Origin of the sequence: Metabacillus kandeliae (genome assembly GCF_021166585.1) — a bacterium.
GTDB lineage: Bacteria > Bacillota > Bacilli > Bacillales > Bacillaceae > Metabacillus_B > Metabacillus_B kandeliae.
The window spans coordinates 184,837-204,451 of sequence record NZ_JAJOZE010000001.1; the positions used below are offsets into that span (position 1 = coordinate 184,837).

A 19,615-nucleotide genomic window follows, 5' to 3' on the forward strand; every position below is an offset into this window, starting at 1 on the left:
GTTTCCGCTTTTTTCGACAGAACTTTCCTTAAAATTTTCATGTGATGTGGTAAAATGGTGAAGGAATGCATTACTAAATCTACTATAGTCAAGGAGCAGATAATAATGGAAAAAGTACTTATCTTTGGTCATAAAAACCCTGACACAGATACAATTACTTCAGCGATCGCTTATGCTGAGCTGAAAAATAAGCTTGGCGTGGAAGCAGAGCCTGTCAGACTCGGTGAAATTAACGGAGAAACTGAATTTGCTCTGAAACATTTTAATGCCCGGGTACCGCGCTTAGTAGAAAAAGTGGCGCAGGAATCAAGCGGCGTCATTTTAGTTGACCACAACGAGGCACAGCAAAGCGCAGAAGACATCCGTGATGCGAAAGTTCTTGAGGTTATTGACCATCACAGAATTGCCAACTTTGAAACAAGCGATCCGCTTTACTACCGTGCAGAGCCTGTCGGCTGTACAGCAACCATATTATTAAAGCTCTATAAAGAAAAAGGTATTGAAATAGAAAAGGATACGGCAGGTTTAATGCTGTCAGCGATCATTTCCGATTCCCTTCTGTTCAAATCTCCTACTTGCACAGAGGAAGATGTGGCAGCAGCGCGCGAACTGGCTGAAATTGCCGGTGTTGATGCAGAAAGCTACGGTCTTGATATGCTGAAAGCAGGAGCTGATATCAGCGGCAAATCAGCAGCACAGCTGATCTCCCTTGATGCAAAAGAATTCAAAATGGGAGAAAGCAATGTAGAAGTGGCACAGGTCAATGCGGTTGACCCAGCAGACGTACTGATCTTAAAAGCCGAAATCGAAGAAGAAATGACAAAAGTCATTACTGAAAAGAACCTGGATCTTTTCTTATTTATCGTGACAGACATCCTCACAAATGACTCTGTAGCCATTGCTCTTGGCGGAAGCAGCCGTGCTGTTGAGCAGGCGTTCAGCGTCACTCTTGACAGCAACAGCGCTGTGTTAAAAGGTGTTGTATCCCGCAAGAAGCAAGTTGTGCCTGTCCTGACAGACGCGCTGAGCAAATAATCTAATGGAAGGCATCCGGAATAAGCCCGGATGTCTTTTTTCTTTTTCAGGCTGGCTATCTTAAGTAATAGTCGCCAGTTTAGTACATCCTAACCAAGGGAAGGAAAAAACTAGTGATTTCTTTCGGGGTAATCTTCTGAAAAAAATGAATATTAATTGTAACCGATTGCAGGATTTGAAAGCTCTTGAAATGTCCCTAGGTCAGTGTTTAAATGAAAAAGTCAGTTATTTTTCCCTGCAATGCGGCGAAAAATAAAAGAGGAACGTTTAAACAAAGTTAGGGTTAAGGATAAGGAGATATAAAATGGCAAAAATTATTGCAATCAATGCCGGCAGTTCATCTTTAAAGTTTCAGCTGTTTGAAATGCCGAGTGAAGAAGTACTAACAAAAGGTCTTGTAGAAAGAATCGGGATGGATAACGCCATTTTCACCATTTCGGTCAATGGTGAAAAAAAGACAGAAACAACCCATATTCCAGACCATTCTGTTGCTGTAAAAATGCTTCTGTCCAAGCTGACAGATTTTCATATTATTGGGTCTCTTAATGAAATTGACGGGATTGGCCACCGTGTGGTTCACGGAGGCGAAAAATTCAATGATTCTGCCATCATTACGGAAGAGACCCTGAAAGAAATTGAGGAGCTTTCAGATCTTGCTCCCCTGCACAATCCTGCAAACGTAGTAGGAATTAAAGCATTTCACGAAGTACTGCCTGATGTGCCGGCTGTCGCTGTTTTTGATACAGCCTTCCATCAGACAATGCCTGAGCAGTCTTTTCTTTACAGCCTTCCATATGAATATTATCAGAAATACGGGATCAGAAAGTACGGCTTCCACGGAACCTCCCACAAGTATGTTTCTGAAAGAGCGGCAGAGCTGTTAGGCCGTCCGATTGAGCACCTTCGCCTGATTTCCTGCCACCTTGGCAATGGCGCAAGTATTGCCGCAATTGAAGGCGGAAAATCCATCGATACCTCCATGGGCTTTACACCGCTGGCTGGTGTGGCAATGGGAACACGTTCAGGAAATATTGACCCTGCCCTTCTTCCGTATATCATGGAGAAAACAGGGATGAATGCTGAAGAGGTGCTGGAAACACTGAATAAAAAGAGCGGACTGTTAGGCGTTTCAGGCCTCTCAAGCGATCTGCGCGATATCACAAAAGCGGCGCATGAAGGAAACTCCCGTGCTGAAACAGCATTGGAGGTATTCGCCAGCCGGATCCATAAATACATTGGGTCTTATGCAGCAAGGATGAGCGGTGTCGATGCCATCATCTTTACCGCAGGAATCGGTGAAAACAGCAGTGAAGTGCGTGCCCGCGTATTAAAAGGACTTGAATTTATGGGCATTTACTGGGACCCGGCCCTTAATGAACTGCACGGTGAAGAGCGCCCGCTGAGCTATCCGCATTCACCAGTCAAAGTATTCGTCATCCCAACAAATGAAGAAGTCATGATTGCCAGAGACGTTGTAAGATTGGCTGACTAATAATAAACAAACGGCAGCCTTGCTTCTATGATAGAAGTGAGGCTGTTTTTTTTGGCAGCTATGTTAAAGAAGAACGCCGCACCTGTTGATTGGAGCGGCAGCTGTGAGGAGGCTCCCGCACTGCCCGCGGAAAGCGGACGCCTGCGTGCTGCAATCAACAGCCAAGGAACAAGTTATTGCGTGAAAATGGAAGAAAACATAAACAGCATGGCCAAATAAAACACCAGTCAGGGACGTGCTTCATCTATGCTATAATGATTGGGAATTGATGGATCCTATGCAGGGGTGACGGCATGCTGAATTATAAGGAAAAGCGCCTTTACAGCGAATTGATTCAATGGGAAAAGCATCTGCAGTCAGATATGAGGCCAGACCTTGCCCGTACATATGAGGTATGGCTGAAAGAAAGCTATGAAAAAATACCGGGCCATTTAAGAAGAACATTTTTTAATCGGGCAGATGATATTTTTCTTCATTTTTATTCACTGATTCAGAATTCACAGCTTCTGCATGACTCTGGGAGGAAAATCATTTCCATTGCCCAGACCTACGATAACAGCATTGATGCTGTGAACGGGCTGAAAAAATTAAGCGTTGATCAAAAGCATTACATTGCGAATACCCAGCTCGCCAGACACAGGCTTTACTCTCTTGTTCAGGGAGGGATGACAGGGGGATTTGGCCTCGCTCTTTATTTATTCGACCTTCCCCTTCTATGCGTCATTCAAATAAAAGCCATCCAGCTGACGGCAATGAGCTATGGCTACGAGATGAACAGCCCTTACGAGATGATGACAGGATTGAAAGTGTACAGAGCGTCTCTTTTGCCGAAGCATCTCCGGTACAGGGAGTGGACAGCTCTCATAGAGGAAGCCAAAAGAAATGCCGGCACTCCTTTTCTGTATGACAGCGAGGAACCGCTGGCAGATGAGAAGCTCATATATCCAGCCGTTTCACAGATTGCCAAGCTCCTTTTTATTGCGGCAGCGAGGAAAAAACTGCTGCAGGGAATTCCCGTGTTTGGCGCAGCCGCAGGAGCGGGGGCCAATTACCGCCTGACAAAGCAAGCAGCAGACTTTGCCCAGCACTACTATGTTTACCGCAGTTTTTTGGAAAAGGGAGAGAATGACTGATAGAAGGAGATTTTTGATGAGTGTACAGGAGCATAAAAAAAATGCGCCGCAGAGTATCTGCGCAAGCATTGTAACAGTAAGCGACACAAGAGATGAGCTCACAGATAAAAGCGGAGCCCTGATAAAGGAGCTTTTATCAGAGCAAGGCCATGAAATTGCTGAATACAGAATTGTAAAAGATGAACAGACGCTTATCAAAAATACCGTCCTGTACAGCTGTGAAAGCAGCCGCATCGATGCGGTGATTATAAATGGAGGCACAGGGATTGCAGCAAGAGACGTAACGATCGAAGCCGTTCAGCAGCTTTTTGATAAAGAAATTCCCGGCTTCGGCGAATTGTTCCGCCTGATCAGCTATCAGGAGGACATCGGCTCAAGTGCTATGCTGAGCAGAGCGGCAGCAGGCACTGTGATGGGAACTGCCGTCTTTGCGCTTCCAGGCTCAAGCGGTGCTGTCAGACTGGCCTTGGAAAAACTGATATTGCCGGAGATTCGCCATATAGTCAGAGAACTGAAGAAAGATAAGTGATAGAAAAGCACAGGATGCCTGTGCTTTTTTATTTGGCTTTTAGAATTTTTATACAAGAACATGCACGATCAGTTAACTTAAGGATATTCTTAAAATAGTTAAAATGTATGATAAATAAATGTTTTTTAAGGGTTGAAAAAGGGCGCAAAACTTGGTAAAGTGACATATACAATGTATTATTATTAATCATGAAGTATTTTTATACAGATATACTACACGTAGGAGGAATACCATTGGCTAAAAAAGTTGTACTCGCATATTCCGGAGGTCTTGACACTTCCGTTGCCATTAAATGGCTTCAAGAAAAAGGATACGATGTTATCGCCTGCTGCCTTGATGTAGGCGAAGGAAAGGATCTCGGATTTATTCAAAATAAAGCACTGGAAGTCGGTGCATTAAATTCTTATGTGATCGATGCAAAAAAAGAGTTTGCTGAAGACTATGCTCTGATCGCCATGCAGGCGCATGCTCTGTATGAAGGGAAATACCCGCTTGTTTCAGCTCTTTCACGTCCGCTGATCGCAAAAAAGCTGGTTGAGGTAGCAGAGCGCGAGAATGCAGACGCTGTTGCACACGGCTGTACGGGAAAAGGAAATGACCAGGTTCGTTTTGAAGTGTCCATTAAAGCGCTGAATCCCCACCTTGAGGTCCTCGCACCTGTAAGAGAGTGGAGCTGGTCCCGTGAAGAAGAAATTCAATATGCGCAGTTTCATCAAATTCCGATTCCAATTAAGCTGGACAGTCCTTATTCCATTGATCAGAATTTATGGGGAAGAAGCAATGAATGCGGCGTCCTGGAAGATCCATGGGCTGCACCGCCGGAAGAAGCTTATGATTTAACACAGCCGCTTGAAGCAACGCCTGAGGAACCTGAGGTAATACAGCTTTCTTTTGAAAAAGGGGTACCTGTTGCCCTTAATGATGAGCACCTTCCGCTTCATACATTGATTGCCAAGCTGAATGAATTGGCAGGGAAGCACGGTGTTGGAAGAATTGATCATGTTGAAAACCGCCTGATCGGCATTAAATCCCGTGAAGTGTATGAATGCCCCGGCGCAATGACGCTTATAAAAGCTCATAAAGAGCTTGAAGATTTAACACTCGTTAAAGAACTCGCCCATTTTAAACCGGTGATTGAGCAGAAAATAACTGAATTGATCTATAACGGTCTTTGGTTTTCTCCATTAAAGCCAGCGCTTGAAGCATTTTTGAAAGAAACGCAGAAAAATGTCACAGGCACAGTCCGCGTCAAGCTCTTTAAAGGCCATGCCATTGTTGAAGGAAGAAAATCGGTTTATTCTCTTTATGACGAAAAGCTCGCTACTTATACAGCTGATGACGCGTTTGACCATGAAGCTGCGGTCGGATTCATTTCCTTGTACGGACTTCCGACAAAAGTGGCCAGCATGGTTCAGAACAAGAAGGTGAAAGCATGAAAAAGCTGTGGGGAGGCCGTTTTCAAAAATCGCCTGAGCAATGGGTCGATGAATTCGGAGCTTCCATTGATTTTGATCAAAAGCTGGTGCAAGAGGATATCCAAGGCTCGCTTGCCCATGTAAAAATGCTCGCTAAATGCGGCATTCTTGAAGAAAAGGATGCAGACAAAATCATAGAGGGGCTTCAGATTCTGCAGCAAAAAGCGGAAAAGAATGAACTTTCGTTTTCTGCCGCATATGAAGATATTCACTTAAATCTCGAAAAGCTGCTTATTGATGAAATCGGACCGATAGGAGGCAAGCTTCATACCGGAAGAAGCCGGAATGACCAAGTGGCAACGGATATGCATCTTTATTTGCGGAACCATGTGGAGGTCATTCTTTCAGGCATTGAAGAGCTTCAAGATGCACTGCTCCAAAAAGCAGAAGAAAACGTGGAAACCGTTCTGCCAGGCTATACCCATCTGCAGCGCGCGCAGCCCATTTCGCTCGCCCATCATTTGCTGGCTTATTTCTGGATGCTGCAAAGAGATAAAGAGAGAATGAAGGAATCTTTAAAAAGGATTAATGTCTCCCCGCTCGGCAGCGGGGCTCTTGCAGGCACCACTTTCCCGATTGACCGCCATTACAGTGCAGAGCTGTTAGGGTTTGAAGGGATTTATGAGAACAGTCTTGACGGTGTCAGTGACAGAGATTTCATTCTGGAATTTTTATCGCATTCCTCCATACTGATGATGCATTTATCAAGGTTTTGCGAAGAATTGATTCTTTGGTGCTCAGAGGAATTTAAATTCATCGAACTTGATGACACGTATGCCACAGGGAGCAGCATGATGCCGCAAAAGAAAAATCCTGACATGGCTGAACTCATCAGAGGGAAAACTGGCAGAACATACGGTAATTTATTTTCTCTGCTTACGATCATGAAAGGACTTCCGCTTGCATACAACAAAGACCTTCAGGAAGACAAGGAAGGAATGTTTGACACAGTGGAGACAGTGGAGGGAAGCCTGAAAATCTTTTCGGGCATGACAGCCACGCTGAAGGTCAACAAAGCAAAAATGGGCCAATCTGTAAAAGAGGATTTTTCAAATGCAACAGAGCTTGCTGACTACTTAGCGAAAAAAGGCATGCCTTTCCGCGAGGCCCATGAGGTTGTCGGCAAGCTGGTTTACCAGTGCATTGAAAAAAGCATTTACCTGAGCAGCCTGGATTTTGAAGAATACCAAAAGGCATCACCTCTTTTTGAAAAAGACCTGTACGAAGCCCTCGATCCGTATCAGGCTGTTTCCAGAAGAATCAGCGACGGCGGCACAGGCTTCGGCAAAGTAAAAGAGGCGCTGCAAAAAGCCTCAGCCCTAATCCAGACAGCTAAATAGTTTTTCTCCTTTTGCGGAAGCTAAGTGGTGATAAATCGCTTAAGGAGGCAGTACAGATGAAAAAAGAGGAACAGGATTTTCTTGCATTAGATTCAGAAGGAGACAGCCAGACAGCTGATATGATCAAGCATGCCTATGAAAGCGGTGCTGTTGAACAGCCATTTGCCAAAAATGCAGAAGAAACGGAAAAAAGGAAAAAGCAATAAGATAAGGCCGGAGGGAGCTTCCTTCCGGCTTTAACTTATTGCTTTTTAAATGCGGCAGACAAGAGAAAATACACAAATGACGTTAAGACAAAACTGATAAACCCCGGTGAAAAAGCTGCAGGGATCAGCAGGTAAACCAGCATTCCGAAACCAATGCCGATCAAAGTATTTTTATTCGCATCACCAAACCCGGCCATCTTTTCTACAGGCTGTTTAATGAGTAGATAGTCAGTGACAACAACGGCGCACAGCGGGATAATCAAGCAGCCGAGCCAGCCGATAAATAGCTTTGCCTCAGAAACAAGGCTTGGGACCATGCTCGCCGCAATCCCTGCCGCCCCGAATAAGAAGGCGCTTTTTAACCTTCCGAGCGCAGGAAAGATATTCAGCAGGCTGAAGCTTCCGGAATAAGCATTATTTAAATTAATGGCAATCATGGAAAGAATAGAGGAAAGCAAAACGATTCCTGTTAAAATGCCTGAAGAAGAAAGAGCTGCTGCTGAGATAAAGGGATTGATTTCATGAAATTTTGCTGCACTGAACGCACCGAGTGCAGCTGTCATCATAAACCCGCACACATTTCCAGCAAACATACCGGCAAAGCCATCCTTTGGCGACCTTGCATACCGGGTCATATCAGCAGAAGCTGTCGCACCTGAAATGTATTGCACAAAAACAAGGCTTGCGAATAAGCACATTACCCCGAACGGAATTGAGCCGCCTTGAGAGCTGACAGGTGCGGCAGATGCGGAATCTGTAGTAAAGTAAAGATAAAGAATTACTGCCTGGCCAAGCAATAGGACAGGTAGAAAATATTTGGTTGCCCGTTTAACAGCTTCAAATCCAATTACAATAATCAGGATCATGATCGAACTGAGAATGGCGGCAAGCAGCGCAAATGGCGGCCTGACATGAAAATACCGTTCGGTAAGCGGAATGATCATCATGGTCCCCCCAATGGTCTGCACAGCAAACCAGTACAAGGAAGTAATCGACCTGATGGGCGAAGCAAGAAACCTTGCCGCTTTTGTTCCCAGAATGCTCCGGATGAAATACTGTGCAGGTATCCCATCTCTTGCACCAGGCAAGGATAAATAGGAAACAAAGAAAAAAGCAAGCACAGCGCCGGCCAGACAGCTGAAAAAAGCCTGAAGAATGGACAAGTGCCCTTCTGTCACAGCAAGAGCGGGAAGAAGGACATTTCCTGCATTAACAGAAAAAGAAAACTGAATGATAAAATATTCAAACCACTTTGTTTTTCTAAGCTCGGCTGGAACGCTCTCAAGGCCAAATTTTTCAATGGCGCCTTGGCGGGTTCTTTCAATAGTTGCCATAGCAGTACCTGCTTTCTTTTATTAAGGTCGGGAGCGCTGCTGATCAATGGTTTGGCCAGTATAGCTGCCGAACTCACCAGTAAGCGATGCAAAAAGGCAAAACTGAGTTTTGGCATGCAGATGCAGCACTTATTGATCAATAGAGCAATTTTAAAAAGCTATTTCAGCTTTCAAGGCAATGAAGCCAGACTTTAATTGTAAGCTGAATTCGAAAAAACGGCAATTAACAGAACGCTATGTTTTCAGGAGGAAAAAGGGTTGAGACATGCGCTTATCACTGCGGGAACAAAAGGATTGGGCAAAAAAACGGCCGAGCATTTTCTTGAACTCGGGTATTCCGTTACAGTCAGCTACAGAAGTGATGCTGAATCAGCACAGCGTCTGTTAGATGCATATAAGAACAGCTCTGATCAAATACATATTGTAAAAGCTGATGTAACGCTGAAAGATGACTTAATCAATATGACAAATGAAGCCCTGGAGCGGTTCGGAAGAATTGATTGTCTGATTAACAACGCCGGACCCTATATATTTGAACGGAAAAAACTTGCCGATACGGCAGACGAAGAATGGCATCAGATGGTGGATGGCAACTTGAGCGCTGTCTATTACCTTCTTAAGCAGGTGATCCCTGTCATGAGAAAGCAAAAATTCGGCCGCATCATCACGTATGGCTACCAGGAAGCAGGACAAGCAGCCGGCTGGCTGAACAGAGGAGCTTTCAGTGCAGCGAAGGCTGGCCTGGCTGCTCTGACAAGAACCGTTGCCATTGAAGAAGCTGAAAATGGAATTACGGCGAACATGATCTGTCCTGGAAATATTGCAGGAGAAATGAAGGAAGCCTCCATTTCTGATGCAAGGAAAAGCAGGGAAAACAGCACACCGATCGGCCGATCCGGCACAGGAGAAGATATTGCAAGATTCATTGGCTTTCTTTGCGGAGAAAACTCTGATATGGTGACCGGAACAGTGACGGATATTACTGGAGCTGCCAATGTGATTCACAGATTTCGCCAATAGCGGTAAAAAGCACAAGCGTCTGCCGGCAGACGCTTGTGCTTTTTTACTTTCCGCCGCTGCAGCCCTTTTTCGGTGCACGATGAGCGGTGCTTGTCTGATTTCATATGATAATACAGGGAAATACTAACAGTAGAACGTTTTTTACGGAAAATAAAAAAACTGGAGGAAGGATTATGAGAATCGGAATACCGGCAGAAATCAAAAACAATGAAAACCGTGTTGCCATTACACCGGCTGGTGTTCATCACCTGACAAGCAGAGGACACGAGGTACTGGTTGAAAGCGGTGCAGGAACAGGATCAGGCTTTGATGATAAAGAATATGAGAGAGCGGGTGCTGTGATCACCGTGTCACAGGAAGCAGTCTGGGCGGCAGATATGGTGATGAAGGTAAAAGAGCCGCTCCCTTCAGAATATCAATACTTTAGAGAAGGGCTCATCTTATTTACGTACCTGCATCTTGCGGCAGAACCTGAACTCACTGATGCTCTGCTCGCGAATAAAGTTACAGCTATCGCCTATGAAACAGTCGAGCTCCCGAACCGTTCGCTGCCGCTTCTTACACCGATGAGCGAGGTAGCTGGAAGAATGGCCGCTCAAATCGGAGCGCAGTTTTTGGAAAAGCCAAAGGGCGGAAAAGGAATTCTGCTTTCAGGAGTCCCAGGTGTCAGAAGAGGAAAAACAGTCATTATCGGGGGCGGCATCGCAGGGACAAATGCGGCTAAAATTGCGGTCGGGCTTGGCGCTGATGTGGTGCTGCTCGATGTGAATCCTGAGAGGCTCCGCCAGCTTGACGACCTTTTCGGCAAAAACATCACACCGCTCATGTCTAACCCGTTAAACATTGCAGATGCTGTGAAGGATGCAGACCTTGTTATCGGCGCTGTTTTAATACCGGGTGCCAAGGCGCCAAAGCTCGTGACAGAAGAAATGGTGCGAAGCATGACCCCAGGCTCTGTCATTGTGGATATTGCCATCGACCAGGGCGGCATTTTTGAAACAACAGACAGGGTCACCACACACGATAACCCGACCTATGAAAAGCATGGCGTTCTCCATTATGCTGTAGCCAATATGCCTGGCGCTGTGCCGCGGACTTCAACGATCGCATTAACAAACGTAACGGTGCCTTACGCCCTCCAAATTGCCGGCAATGGAGCAGAAAAAGCATGCAAAGAAAATGCAGCGCTGATGAAAGGGCTCAATACTTTGAAAGGGCACGCCGTGTATCAGGCAGTTGCCGATGCCCATGGAAAGAAGTATACCGATCCTGCTTCACTTTGGAGCTGAAACTGAATCTGTATCCCGGATGCATGGTGCATTTGGGATTTTTTTAATTGGATAGTTAGAGAGTGTTCTTATTTGAATGGCTCTGTTAAAGGAAAATGTTGATTTTTACACCTGTTGATTGGAGTGGAAGGCGGCCGACTCCTGCGGGAGCAGCGGGACAGGTGAGACCCCGGAGGCGCTAAAGCGCAGAGGAGGCTCACCGCCCGCCCCGCGGAAAGCGGACGCCTGAAACGGAAATCAACAGCCAGATTTAAAAGAGCCATTTGAATAAAAAGGAGCTGTACATTTAACATAGGTACTCTCCTACAATCTCCAAACCTCTCAAAAAAAACAGTTTCACAAGCATTCTGAAGCAGGTTGAAAAAAAGGTTATGTTATTCTGATAGAGATGAAAAACTAACCAATGGGGTGATCGAATGAAAGTTTCTTACCATGGACATTCAGTTGTGAAAATTGAAACGAATGGAAAAGTGATTTTAATTGACCCTTTTTTAACAGGAAATGAAGGCTGCGATTTAAATCCAGATGAAGTCAAAGCAGATGTTATCTTGCTGACGCACGGACATGGAGATCATGTCGGGGATACAGAAACGATTGCCAAGCGCAATGATTCACTGATCGTGGCGCCTTTTGAACTGGCTTCTTACCTTGGCGGAAAAGGATTGAATGTTCATCCTATGGGCATCGGCGGTTCATATGAGTTTGATTTTGGCAAGGTGAAGCTGACTCAGGCTTTTCACAGTTCAAGCATCGGGCTTGAGGATGGCACAAACATTTATACCGGCATGCCTGCTGGCATTCTTTTCACAGCAGAAGGCAAAACACTTTACCACGCCGGAGACACAGGACTGTTTTCAGATATGAAGCTTATAGGGGAGCATAACAGTGTTGATCTTGCTTTCCTTCCGATCGGTGATAATTTCACGATGGGACCGGAGGATGCGGCCATTGCTGCTTCATGGGTGAAGGCGAAAAGAGCTGTGCCGATCCATTTCAACACCAACCCGTTTATCAAGCAGGATCCTGAAAAATTCACTTCCCGCCTGCAAGAAACAGAAGGATTGGTCATGAACATCGGAGAGTCACTTGAACTCTAATAATGAGAGGGCTGCAAATAAAAATTTGCAGCCTTTTTTATATTCAGAAGTAAACTGCAGTGTCTCCGGCGAATTGCTATTGCATAGCAATCAGCTCTATAATAAGAATGGAAACTGTTGAAGTAGGTGAATAGCTTGGCGACAAAGCATGAACAAATTATTAAATATATCGATTCTCTGCCAATTGGGGAAAAAATTTCTGTCAGGCAGGTTGCCAAAGCGATGAATGTCAGTGAAGGCACCGCCTACAGAGCGATAAAAGATTCCGAGAATCAAGGCTACGTGAGCACGATTGAGCGTGTCGGCACGATCCGGATTGAGCGCAAGAAAAAAGAGAATTTTGAAAAGCTGACTTACGCAGAAGTGGTTAATATTGTGGAAGGCCAGGTCCTTGGCGGAAGAAAAGGATTGCATAAAACGTTAAATAAATTTGTCATCGGTGCGATGAAGCTTGAAGCCATGATGCGCTACACGGGAGCTGGAAATCTATTAATCGTCGGTAACAGAACAACGGCTCACAGATACGCGGTAGAAGCCGGTGCAGCAGTTTTAATAACAGGCGGCTTTGATACAGATGACGATGTGAAGAAACTGGCTGATGAAATGGAGCTTCCGGTTATCTCAACAAGCTATGATACGTTTACTGTGGCGACTATGATCAACAGGGCAATATATGACCAGCTGATTAAAAAAGAAATTGTAACAGTGGATGATATTTTAACACCGATTGAAAAAACAATCTGCCTGCACCCGCAGGATCCTGTCCAAAGGTGGTACGAGCTGAATTCGGAAACAAGCCATGGACGTTTTCCGGTGATCGATCATAACCGGAAAGTGGTAGGGATGATAACATCAAAGGACATAATGGGATCTGAACGGAGCCAGCAGATTGACAAGGTAATGACAAAGAACCCAATCACCGTGTCCGGAAAAACCTCTGTTGCTTCTGCAGCGCAAATGATGGTCTGGGAAGGCATTGAGGTGCTTCCTGTTGCAGACAGCCAAAATCATCTTGAGGGCATGATCAGCAGGCAGGATGTTTTAAAGGCGCTGCAGGTGATTCAAAGACAGCCGCAAATGGGGCAAAAGCTTGATGATATTGTGACAAACCAGTTTGTCGGAGAGGAAGAATCAAAACAGTCTGGCCGTTTTACATGCGACGTTACACCGCAGATGACGAATCATCTTGGGACCATTTCCTACGGGGTGTTTACAACACTGATTGTGGAAGCAGCCAACAGATTTTTGCGGATGCAGAAAAAAGGGGATCTTGTGGTAGAAAACCTGTCCATCTTTTTCATCAAGCCGGTGCAGATGGAAACCTCGATTGAAATTGTGCCCCGCCTTCTTGAAGTCGGCCGCAAATTCGGGAAGATCGAAGTGGAAGTTTTTAATGAAAATGTGACAGTCGGCAAAGCAATGATGATGGTGCAGATTATAGAAAGAAGCTAGAACCCGGGAGACGGTCTCCTGGGTTTTTTGCAGGGTATGGAAAAGAAAACAAAAAAAAGAGCCTGCGGCTCAAGAGTGAGAATCTGCCTGGAATTGCCGTGACTCATTTGCGGCAAGCGGCAGGTAATGCCTGTAGGCTTTATAGCCTGCCCAGGTGCTGGCAGTGCCAATGGCGATGAACAATATGCCGATGATGAGGGATATTGTGGAGCGGAACATAAAAACCTGGTTCAGTCCAAAGAAGAAGACAAAAGCCCCGAGTGCAATACTTGATTTAGAGGAGAGCCAGCTTTTTTCCATCGGTTTTTTCGAACGGTAATACTTTACCTTATAAAAAAAATAAAAGCTGAAGGAAGAAACAATGAACAGAACAAAAATAGGCATAGATGACCTCCATATTCTGAATCTGATACCATTTTAACCAGAAATAGAAAAAAAGACCAGCATGCATCTTTATGAAAATCTGGTGCATCTCCATCATCAAAGACCGAATAGTTTGATAGAATATCTGTATGACGATACATAAAGGAGTTCAAGATGAAAAAGGAAATATTAGCACAGATCAAGCAGGCAGAAAAAATTATTATTCACAGGCACATCAGGCCAGATCCAGATGCAATGGGATCCCAGTGCGGCCTCGCTGAAATCATAAAAGCCTCTTATCCGGACAAAAAGGTTATCACTGTTGGAGAAAGTGATCCGTCGCTTGAATTTTTGTATAAAATGGATGAAATAGATGACAGCGAATACGAAAAAGCTTTGGTGATTGTATGCGATACAGCCAATCAGGAAAGAATTTCCGATCAGCGCTACAAAAAAGGACTGAAGCTGATCAAAATTGATCATCATCCAAATGCTGATCCTTATGGAGATCTTCTTTGGGTTGATACAGATGCAAGCTCTGTCAGTGAGATGATTTATGAATTTTACCTGTCTGGCAGGGAAGAAGGTCTCTTGCTGAATGACAAAGCGGCTGAACTGATCTTTGCCGGCATTGTCGGCGATACAGGCAGGTTCCTGTTCCCAAGCACATCCAAAAAAACCTTCGAGTATGCAGCTGAGCTGGCGGGTTACGAATTTAACAGGAGCAGCCTGTACACAGAGCTTTATAAAGTAAAGCCGAATGCAGCCAAAATGAGCGGGTATGTGCTGCAGAATTTTTCGATGTCATCTTCTGGTGCAGCTTCGATGATCATCAAAAACGAGACTCTTGAAAAGTATGGCGTGACAGCATCACAGGCATCACAGCTTGTCAGCTTGCTGGGAGAAATAGAGGGCATCAAGGCATGGGTGCTTTTTGTGGAAGAAAAGGATCAAATCAGAGTAAGATTCCGTTCGAAAAAGCCCGTGATTAATGAGCTTGCCAGAAAATACGGCGGAGGCGGACACCCCTTTGCGTCAGGTGCATCCATATACAGCTGGGAAGAAGCGGACAGAATTTTGGAAGATTTGGAGAGCCTTTGCCAATCAGATCAATAAATGGGGGGGCGATAAGGCCTCCTCTTCCGGGTCAGGTGGTTTATTCATTTGTTGCTTCAGGAATGAACCAGCTGCCGAATTCAGTAATGTCTTCATAAACCTTTAGCTTTTGGATGCCGAGCTCTTTTTTTAGCAAATTGGCCATTTCGGCGCTTTCTGCATAGGCTGAATAACCGCGTTTAATGCGCTCGACTTTTTCATTGAGCATTTTTTTTCGGCTAAGAATATCCATCCTGAATCTCCTCCTTTTCTAAATAGCCGGCTTTATTGCCTATACTTATTGTATCCGAGAAGGAGGAGTTTTGCGATATAATTGAATAAAAATTCAAAAAATTAACTTATTTTGCAAACGATATTTCCAATTCAACGTAAACCGTTGTATAGATGGCCATCTCTGTTATTTTCAGCCGGTAATTTTTATCATCAAGTTTGTACACTCTATTCTCAATCGCCTTTTTTAACAGCTTCCGGCTTTTAAAGACGCTTTCAATATCTCTTGCGATGACATCTGACATATCTTCCTTCACATTATTTTCTATTTTAAACGCTGTTAAGGTGCTTAAATCGTACCGGTCGGCATTTGTCAGATGAACCTTTACGTCGTTAACGGTCAGTTTTTCAATCGTTTCCTTATTAAGATCCTTAATATCTTCTTCCCAGATTTTCAGCCTCTTCTCCAATTCCTCTATTGCATCTTTCTGTTTGTGAATGATGGTTACCTGTTTTTCCTGAAGCACGCCGTACGTAAATAAGAAGAAGCCCCAGCTTATGATGGCGCCGATAAATGCTCCTGCGAAAAAACGCTGCCAGGAAGGCTTTCGGTAATAGGGAGGAATTCTCATGGGGAGGTATGCTCCTGGGTTAGCCATGTAATGATCAGCCAGCCTGTTTGTGCCCCTCCCATGGCGGAGACGATTAAAAGCACCTGCTTGACGATGTTCCGCGTTTCACCTTCAAAGATGCCTCGTTCAAAGCTGTAAAAAGCATCAAAGGTTCCGCCGATGGCCGCCACGAGCGCCCATATTTTCAGGCGGTTTGCCAGCTGATGGATCGTTGACAGCGGGGGCTCTCCGGCTAAGTAGGCACCGATCCCGCCGATGAGGGTTCCTCCGATGAGAACGCCCAGAGCGATAAAATAGCTGTCGATGAAGGCAGGCATAAATGCTTGTTTAGGATCCATCTTCAACATCCTTTCAACACCAATATATGGACAGACCCATACAAGTATGTTTCCTGCGGTAAATTTGTCTGACTGCCTTGATAGGCATATAATGAAAAAAGAATTGAGTACCTAAAAGGGTGGGAAATTGATTGTCATTCGTTCACCTGCAAGTTCAAAGCGCCTACAGTCTTTTAAATAGTTCAGCAAGACTGGACCAGCTGGCGGAAAAGGCTGCAGCCAAAGGGTACAAAGCCCTTGCATTAACTGATAAACATGCCATGTACGGAACGATCGCCTTTTATAAGCTTTGCAAAAAGCATGGCATCAAGCCGATTATTGGCCTTACTGCCTCTGTTTTCCCGGAAGAAAACGAGGGTGCCTCTTTTCCGCTTGTTCTGCTTGCTGAAAACAATACAGGCTATAAAAACTTATTGAAAATTTCAAGTGCCTTGCAGACAAAATCCGCTGACGGAATTCCGGATAAATGGCTGAAAAGCTACAGCAGCGGCCTGATCGCCATTACTCCAGGCGAGAAGGGATACATTGAAGCACTGCTTGAGGAAGGAAAAACAGAGGAAGCTTTAAAAGCTGTCCGGCATTATCAGGAGATGTTCGGTGAGGATTCCTTTTTTCTTGCCCTGCAGAAATTTTCAGGAAGATTAGATAAAGCAGAAGGAATCAAACAGTTTGCTGAAAAAGCAAACGCTCTTTGCGCTGTGACAAATGATGTGCATTATGTGGAAAAGGCCGATGCCTTTGCTTATAAAACTCTTCTTGCGATACAGCATGGCTTAAAGCTTGAAGACAGGGATCCTGTCTTTAGTGAACCTGAAGAGCTCTATTTAAAATCGGTTTCTGAAATGGCTGAGCTTTTTTCAGAATATGATGATGCATTGGAAAACACGCTGAAAATTGCCGGGCGGTGCAATGTTGAAATCGAACTTGGAAAAGCGAGACTGCCGAAATATCCCGCTCCAAATGGGGAGCCGGCAGGCGAGTATCTGGAGCGCCTATGCCTTGAAGGATTGAAGGCAAAGTATAGGGAGCCTTCAGATGCTTACTACAGCCGTCTGACATATGAGCTTGATGTGATACAGAAAATGGGGTTCAGCGATTACTTTCTGATCGTGTGGGATTTCATGAAGTTCGCGCATGACAGAGGCATTTTAACAGGACCTGGAAGGGGATCTGCAGCAGGTTCGCTTGTCGCTTATGTACTTAAAATTACAGACGTGGATCCGATTGAGCACAGGCTGCTTTTTGAGCGTTTTTTGAATCCTGAGAGAGTCAATATGCCTGATATCGATATCGATTTTCCTGATACAAGGCGGGATGAAATGATCGCTTACGTGCAGAAAAAATACGGAGCCATGCATGTTGCCCAGATCATCACGTTCGGAACACTTGGGGCAAGGGCAGCATTGAGGGATACAGCAAGGGTTATGGGGATTTCGCCGAAGGAAGCGGACCAGCTTGCCAAAAAACTTCCGTCAAGGCCGGGGGCCACCCTCGAAACGGCTGTTAAGGAATCGACAGCTCTTCAGAAGGAAATAGAATCCTCTGAAACAATCAGTAAAATATTTTCAACAGCCCGTGTGATTGAAGGGCTTCCGCGTCATGCCTCAACCCATGCGGCAGGCGTTGTCTTCAGTGACAGCCCGCTCACTGAGACAGTACCCATTCAGTCAGGCCATCATGACATCTATCTGACGCAGTATTCAATGGACTATCTGGAAGAACTCGGCTTGTTGAAAATGGACTTTCTCGGTTTGAGAAACTTATCTCTTATCGAATCTATCAAAAGAGCAGCTGAAAGGGAAACAGGGTCAAAAATAGATTTTCACCGCATCGGCTATCAGGATGAAAAAACCTTTGAACTGCTTGCTGAAGGAGATACAACAGGTGTATTCCAGCTTGAGTCAGACGGGATGAGAAGCGTCCTCAGGCGCCTTGCACCTTCCAATCTGGAGGATATCATTGCGGTAAACTCCCTGTACCGCCCGGGTCCAATGGAAAATATCCCTGCCTTTATTGACAGAAAGCATGGAAGAATGCCGATTCATTATCCTCACAATGATTTAAAGGATATTCTGGAACCAACATACGGGGTTATCGTCTATCAGGAGCAGATCATGGAAATCGCCTCAAGAATGGCCGGCTTTTCACTAGGAGAGGCGGATCTTTTAAGAAGAGCGATGGGCAAAAAAATTAAAGCAGTGCTTGAGGAAGAAAGGCAGCATTTTCTGGCCGGCAGCATGAAGAAAGGCTATGACAGGGAGACGGCTAACAGTGTGTATGATTTAATCGCCAAGTTTGCCAACTACGGCTTCAACCGCAGCCATGCCGTAGCCTACAGCATGATTGCGTTTCAGCTTGCCTATCTGAAAGCAAGCTACCCGCTTATTTTCATGGCCGCTCTTTTAACAAGCGCAGCCGGAAATGATGATAAAATCGCTCAATATATTAAAGAAGCAAGACAGAAAAAGCTGCCAGTGCTTGCTCCTTCCATCAACAAGAGCGAGGTCCCGTTTAAAGTAGAAAAAGAAGGCATCCGCTTCAGCCTTTCTTCTATTAAAAATGTCGGCGTCGCAGCAGTGAAAGAAATTTTCAGAGCAAGACAGAAAAAGCCTTTCTCTGATTTGTTTGATTTTTGTGTAAGGGTGTCAGGAAAAATCGTCAACCGAAAAATCATTGAAGCCTTAATTCTATCGGGTGCAATGGATGAATTCGGAAAAGAGCGGGCAACGCTTCTTGCTTCACTTGATGTGGCGCTCGAGCATGCTGAGCTGATGACACCTGATGACGGACCGCAGCTTGATCTTGATTTTGAAGAAGAATTTACTCTTAAACCGAAATATATAGAAGTAGAGCCATTTAAAATTGATGAAAAGCTGCAGTTTGAAAAAGAAGCATTAGGATTTTACTTTTCAAGCCATCCGGTATCGCTCTTTGCCATGCAGCTGCGCCATGAGAATGCAGTAAAAATTGAACAGGCATACAAAATGGCGGGCCGCAGATTGAAGACAGGCGCATTAATTTCAAAGGTCAGAACCATCCGCACGAAAAAAGGGGAAGCAATGGCCTTTATTTCACTGAGTGATGAAACGGGAGATATGGAAGCCGTTATTTTTCCGCAGGCTTTCGCCAAACACAGCACTCTGATCAGGCAAGGAGCACTCCTCCTTCTTGAGGGAAAAGCCGACCAGCGCGACGGCCGCCTGCAGTTATTAATTGAACATGCTGCACCGCTTGAAGAGCGGGAAGAGCAGGCGCTGTTTCTGAAAATTGAAGATCAGCTTATTGAAGAAGGGGTATTGGCGAAAGTAAAGGAATTGATCCAGGCTTATAAGGGAAATGTGCCGGTATATGTTCATTATCCATCTTCCAGGAAAACGGTGCTTCTCTCCAACGAACATTTTGTTTTGCCTACAGAAGAATGCATGGAAAAGCTTGGGGAAATCCTCGGAAAACAAAACGCTGTTTTAAAGAGCTGAACAGGGAGAGTCTTTACAAAGAAGAAGATTATGTTTATAGTTTTATATTGACTGAGGTGGTCAGACCACTATTATGGC

At 44.9% G+C, this 19,615-nt stretch carries 19 protein-coding genes; 14 read left to right on the plus strand and 5 right to left on the minus strand.

Annotated features, from left to right (window positions below; translation table 11 throughout):
- Nucleotides 1–105: 105 nt before the first annotated feature.
- From LRR81_RS00920 to LRR81_RS00955, 8 genes are all read left to right on the plus strand, one after another.
- Nucleotides 106–1,035 (plus strand): manganese-dependent inorganic pyrophosphatase, encoded by a 930-nt coding sequence (locus LRR81_RS00920; protein WP_231787420.1) that lies wholly within the window; start codon nucleotides 106–108, stop codon nucleotides 1,033–1,035.
- A 304-nt stretch (nucleotides 1,036–1,339) separates the two neighbouring features.
- Entirely contained in the window at nucleotides 1,340–2,527 is a 1,188-nt protein-coding gene (locus LRR81_RS00925; protein ID WP_231787421.1) for an acetate kinase, read from the plus strand.
- 51 nt (nucleotides 2,528–2,578) lie between these two features.
- The gene (locus tag LRR81_RS00930) at nucleotides 2,579–2,746 is read left to right on the plus strand and encodes a hypothetical protein (protein ID WP_231787422.1); all 168 of its coding nucleotides are present in this window, start codon (nucleotides 2,579–2,581) and stop codon (nucleotides 2,744–2,746) included.
- A gap of 74 nt (nucleotides 2,747–2,820) precedes the next feature.
- Nucleotides 2,821–3,660, plus strand: a complete 840-nt coding sequence (locus LRR81_RS00935; RefSeq protein ID WP_231787423.1) for an EcsC family protein — start codon at nucleotides 2,821–2,823, stop codon at nucleotides 3,658–3,660.
- Between the two features lie 16 nt (nucleotides 3,661–3,676).
- On the plus strand, nucleotides 3,677–4,189 hold the full coding sequence (locus LRR81_RS00940; protein ID WP_231787424.1) for a MogA/MoaB family molybdenum cofactor biosynthesis protein: 513 nt from the start codon (nucleotides 3,677–3,679) through the stop codon (nucleotides 4,187–4,189).
- A 188-nt stretch (nucleotides 4,190–4,377) separates the two neighbouring features.
- The gene (locus LRR81_RS00945) at nucleotides 4,378–5,625 is read left to right on the plus strand and encodes an argininosuccinate synthase (RefSeq protein WP_269448459.1); all 1,248 of its coding nucleotides are present in this window, start codon (nucleotides 4,378–4,380) and stop codon (nucleotides 5,623–5,625) included.
- Nucleotides 5,622–7,004, plus strand: coding sequence for an argininosuccinate lyase (gene argH / locus LRR81_RS00950; RefSeq protein ID WP_231787425.1), 1,383 nt, complete (start codon nucleotides 5,622–5,624; stop codon nucleotides 7,002–7,004). The genes LRR81_RS00945 and argH overlap by 4 nt, the downstream gene beginning before the upstream one ends.
- A gap of 56 nt (nucleotides 7,005–7,060) precedes the next feature.
- Complete coding sequence (locus LRR81_RS00955) at nucleotides 7,061–7,210, plus strand: hypothetical protein (protein ID WP_231787426.1); 150 nt, start codon at nucleotides 7,061–7,063, stop codon at nucleotides 7,208–7,210.
- A gap of 35 nt (nucleotides 7,211–7,245) precedes the next feature.
- On the opposite strand, the gene LRR81_RS00960 is transcribed toward LRR81_RS00955, so the two are convergent.
- On the minus strand, nucleotides 7,246–8,544 hold the full coding sequence (locus tag LRR81_RS00960) for a purine-cytosine permease family protein (protein WP_231787427.1): 1,299 nt from the start codon (nucleotides 8,542–8,544) through the stop codon (nucleotides 7,246–7,248).
- A 258-nt stretch (nucleotides 8,545–8,802) separates the two neighbouring features.
- On the opposite strand from LRR81_RS00960, the gene LRR81_RS00965 reads away from it, so the two are divergent.
- The 4 genes from LRR81_RS00965 to LRR81_RS00980 all read left to right on the plus strand — a co-directional run bounded on the left by LRR81_RS00965 (nucleotide 8,803) and on the right by LRR81_RS00980 (nucleotide 13,402).
- Nucleotides 8,803–9,564, plus strand: coding sequence for an SDR family oxidoreductase (locus LRR81_RS00965; RefSeq protein WP_231787428.1), 762 nt, complete (start codon nucleotides 8,803–8,805; stop codon nucleotides 9,562–9,564).
- A gap of 173 nt (nucleotides 9,565–9,737) precedes the next feature.
- On the plus strand, nucleotides 9,738–10,853 hold the full coding sequence (ald, locus tag LRR81_RS00970) for an alanine dehydrogenase (protein ID WP_231787429.1): 1,116 nt from the start codon (nucleotides 9,738–9,740) through the stop codon (nucleotides 10,851–10,853).
- 416 nt (nucleotides 10,854–11,269) lie between these two features.
- Nucleotides 11,270–11,950 (plus strand): metal-dependent hydrolase, encoded by a 681-nt coding sequence (locus LRR81_RS00975; RefSeq protein WP_231787430.1) that lies wholly within the window; start codon nucleotides 11,270–11,272, stop codon nucleotides 11,948–11,950.
- Between the two features lie 135 nt (nucleotides 11,951–12,085).
- Entirely contained in the window at nucleotides 12,086–13,402 is a 1,317-nt protein-coding gene (locus LRR81_RS00980; protein ID WP_231787431.1) for a DRTGG domain-containing protein, read from the plus strand.
- Nucleotides 13,403–13,471: 69 nt separating this feature from the next.
- Here LRR81_RS00980 and LRR81_RS00985 read toward each other — a convergent pair whose 3' ends face one another.
- Complete coding sequence (locus LRR81_RS00985) at nucleotides 13,472–13,786, minus strand: YtpI family protein (RefSeq protein WP_231787432.1); 315 nt, start codon at nucleotides 13,784–13,786, stop codon at nucleotides 13,472–13,474.
- Nucleotides 13,787–13,939: 153 nt separating this feature from the next.
- On the opposite strand from LRR81_RS00985, the gene LRR81_RS00990 reads away from it, so the two are divergent.
- The gene (locus tag LRR81_RS00990; RefSeq protein WP_231787433.1) at nucleotides 13,940–14,881 is read left to right on the plus strand and encodes a DHH family phosphoesterase; all 942 of its coding nucleotides are present in this window, start codon (nucleotides 13,940–13,942) and stop codon (nucleotides 14,879–14,881) included.
- A 40-nt stretch (nucleotides 14,882–14,921) separates the two neighbouring features.
- Here the strand turns inward: LRR81_RS00990 and LRR81_RS00995 are convergent, their stop codons facing one another.
- The 3 genes from LRR81_RS00995 to LRR81_RS01005 form a co-directional block, all read right to left on the minus strand.
- Nucleotides 14,922–15,113, minus strand: a complete 192-nt coding sequence (locus tag LRR81_RS00995; RefSeq protein ID WP_231787434.1) for a hypothetical protein — start codon at nucleotides 15,111–15,113, stop codon at nucleotides 14,922–14,924.
- Nucleotides 15,114–15,219: 106 nt separating this feature from the next.
- Nucleotides 15,220–15,723 (minus strand): sporulation membrane protein YtrI, encoded by a 504-nt coding sequence (gene ytrI / locus LRR81_RS01000; RefSeq protein WP_231787435.1) that lies wholly within the window; start codon nucleotides 15,721–15,723, stop codon nucleotides 15,220–15,222.
- Nucleotides 15,720–16,061 carry a YtrH family sporulation protein gene (locus tag LRR81_RS01005; protein ID WP_231787436.1) on the minus strand — a complete coding sequence of 114 codons (342 nt, stop codon included), beginning with the start codon at nucleotides 16,059–16,061 and terminating at the stop codon, nucleotides 15,720–15,722. Before LRR81_RS01005 ends, ytrI begins: the two co-directional genes overlap by 4 nt.
- Before the next feature lie 131 nt (nucleotides 16,062–16,192).
- Here LRR81_RS01005 and dnaE point away from each other — a divergent pair, with 131 nt between their 5' ends.
- Nucleotides 16,193–19,537, plus strand: coding sequence for a DNA polymerase III subunit alpha (gene dnaE / locus LRR81_RS01010; protein ID WP_231787437.1), 3,345 nt, complete (start codon nucleotides 16,193–16,195; stop codon nucleotides 19,535–19,537).
- The last annotated feature ends 78 nt before the right edge of the window (nucleotides 19,538–19,615 follow it).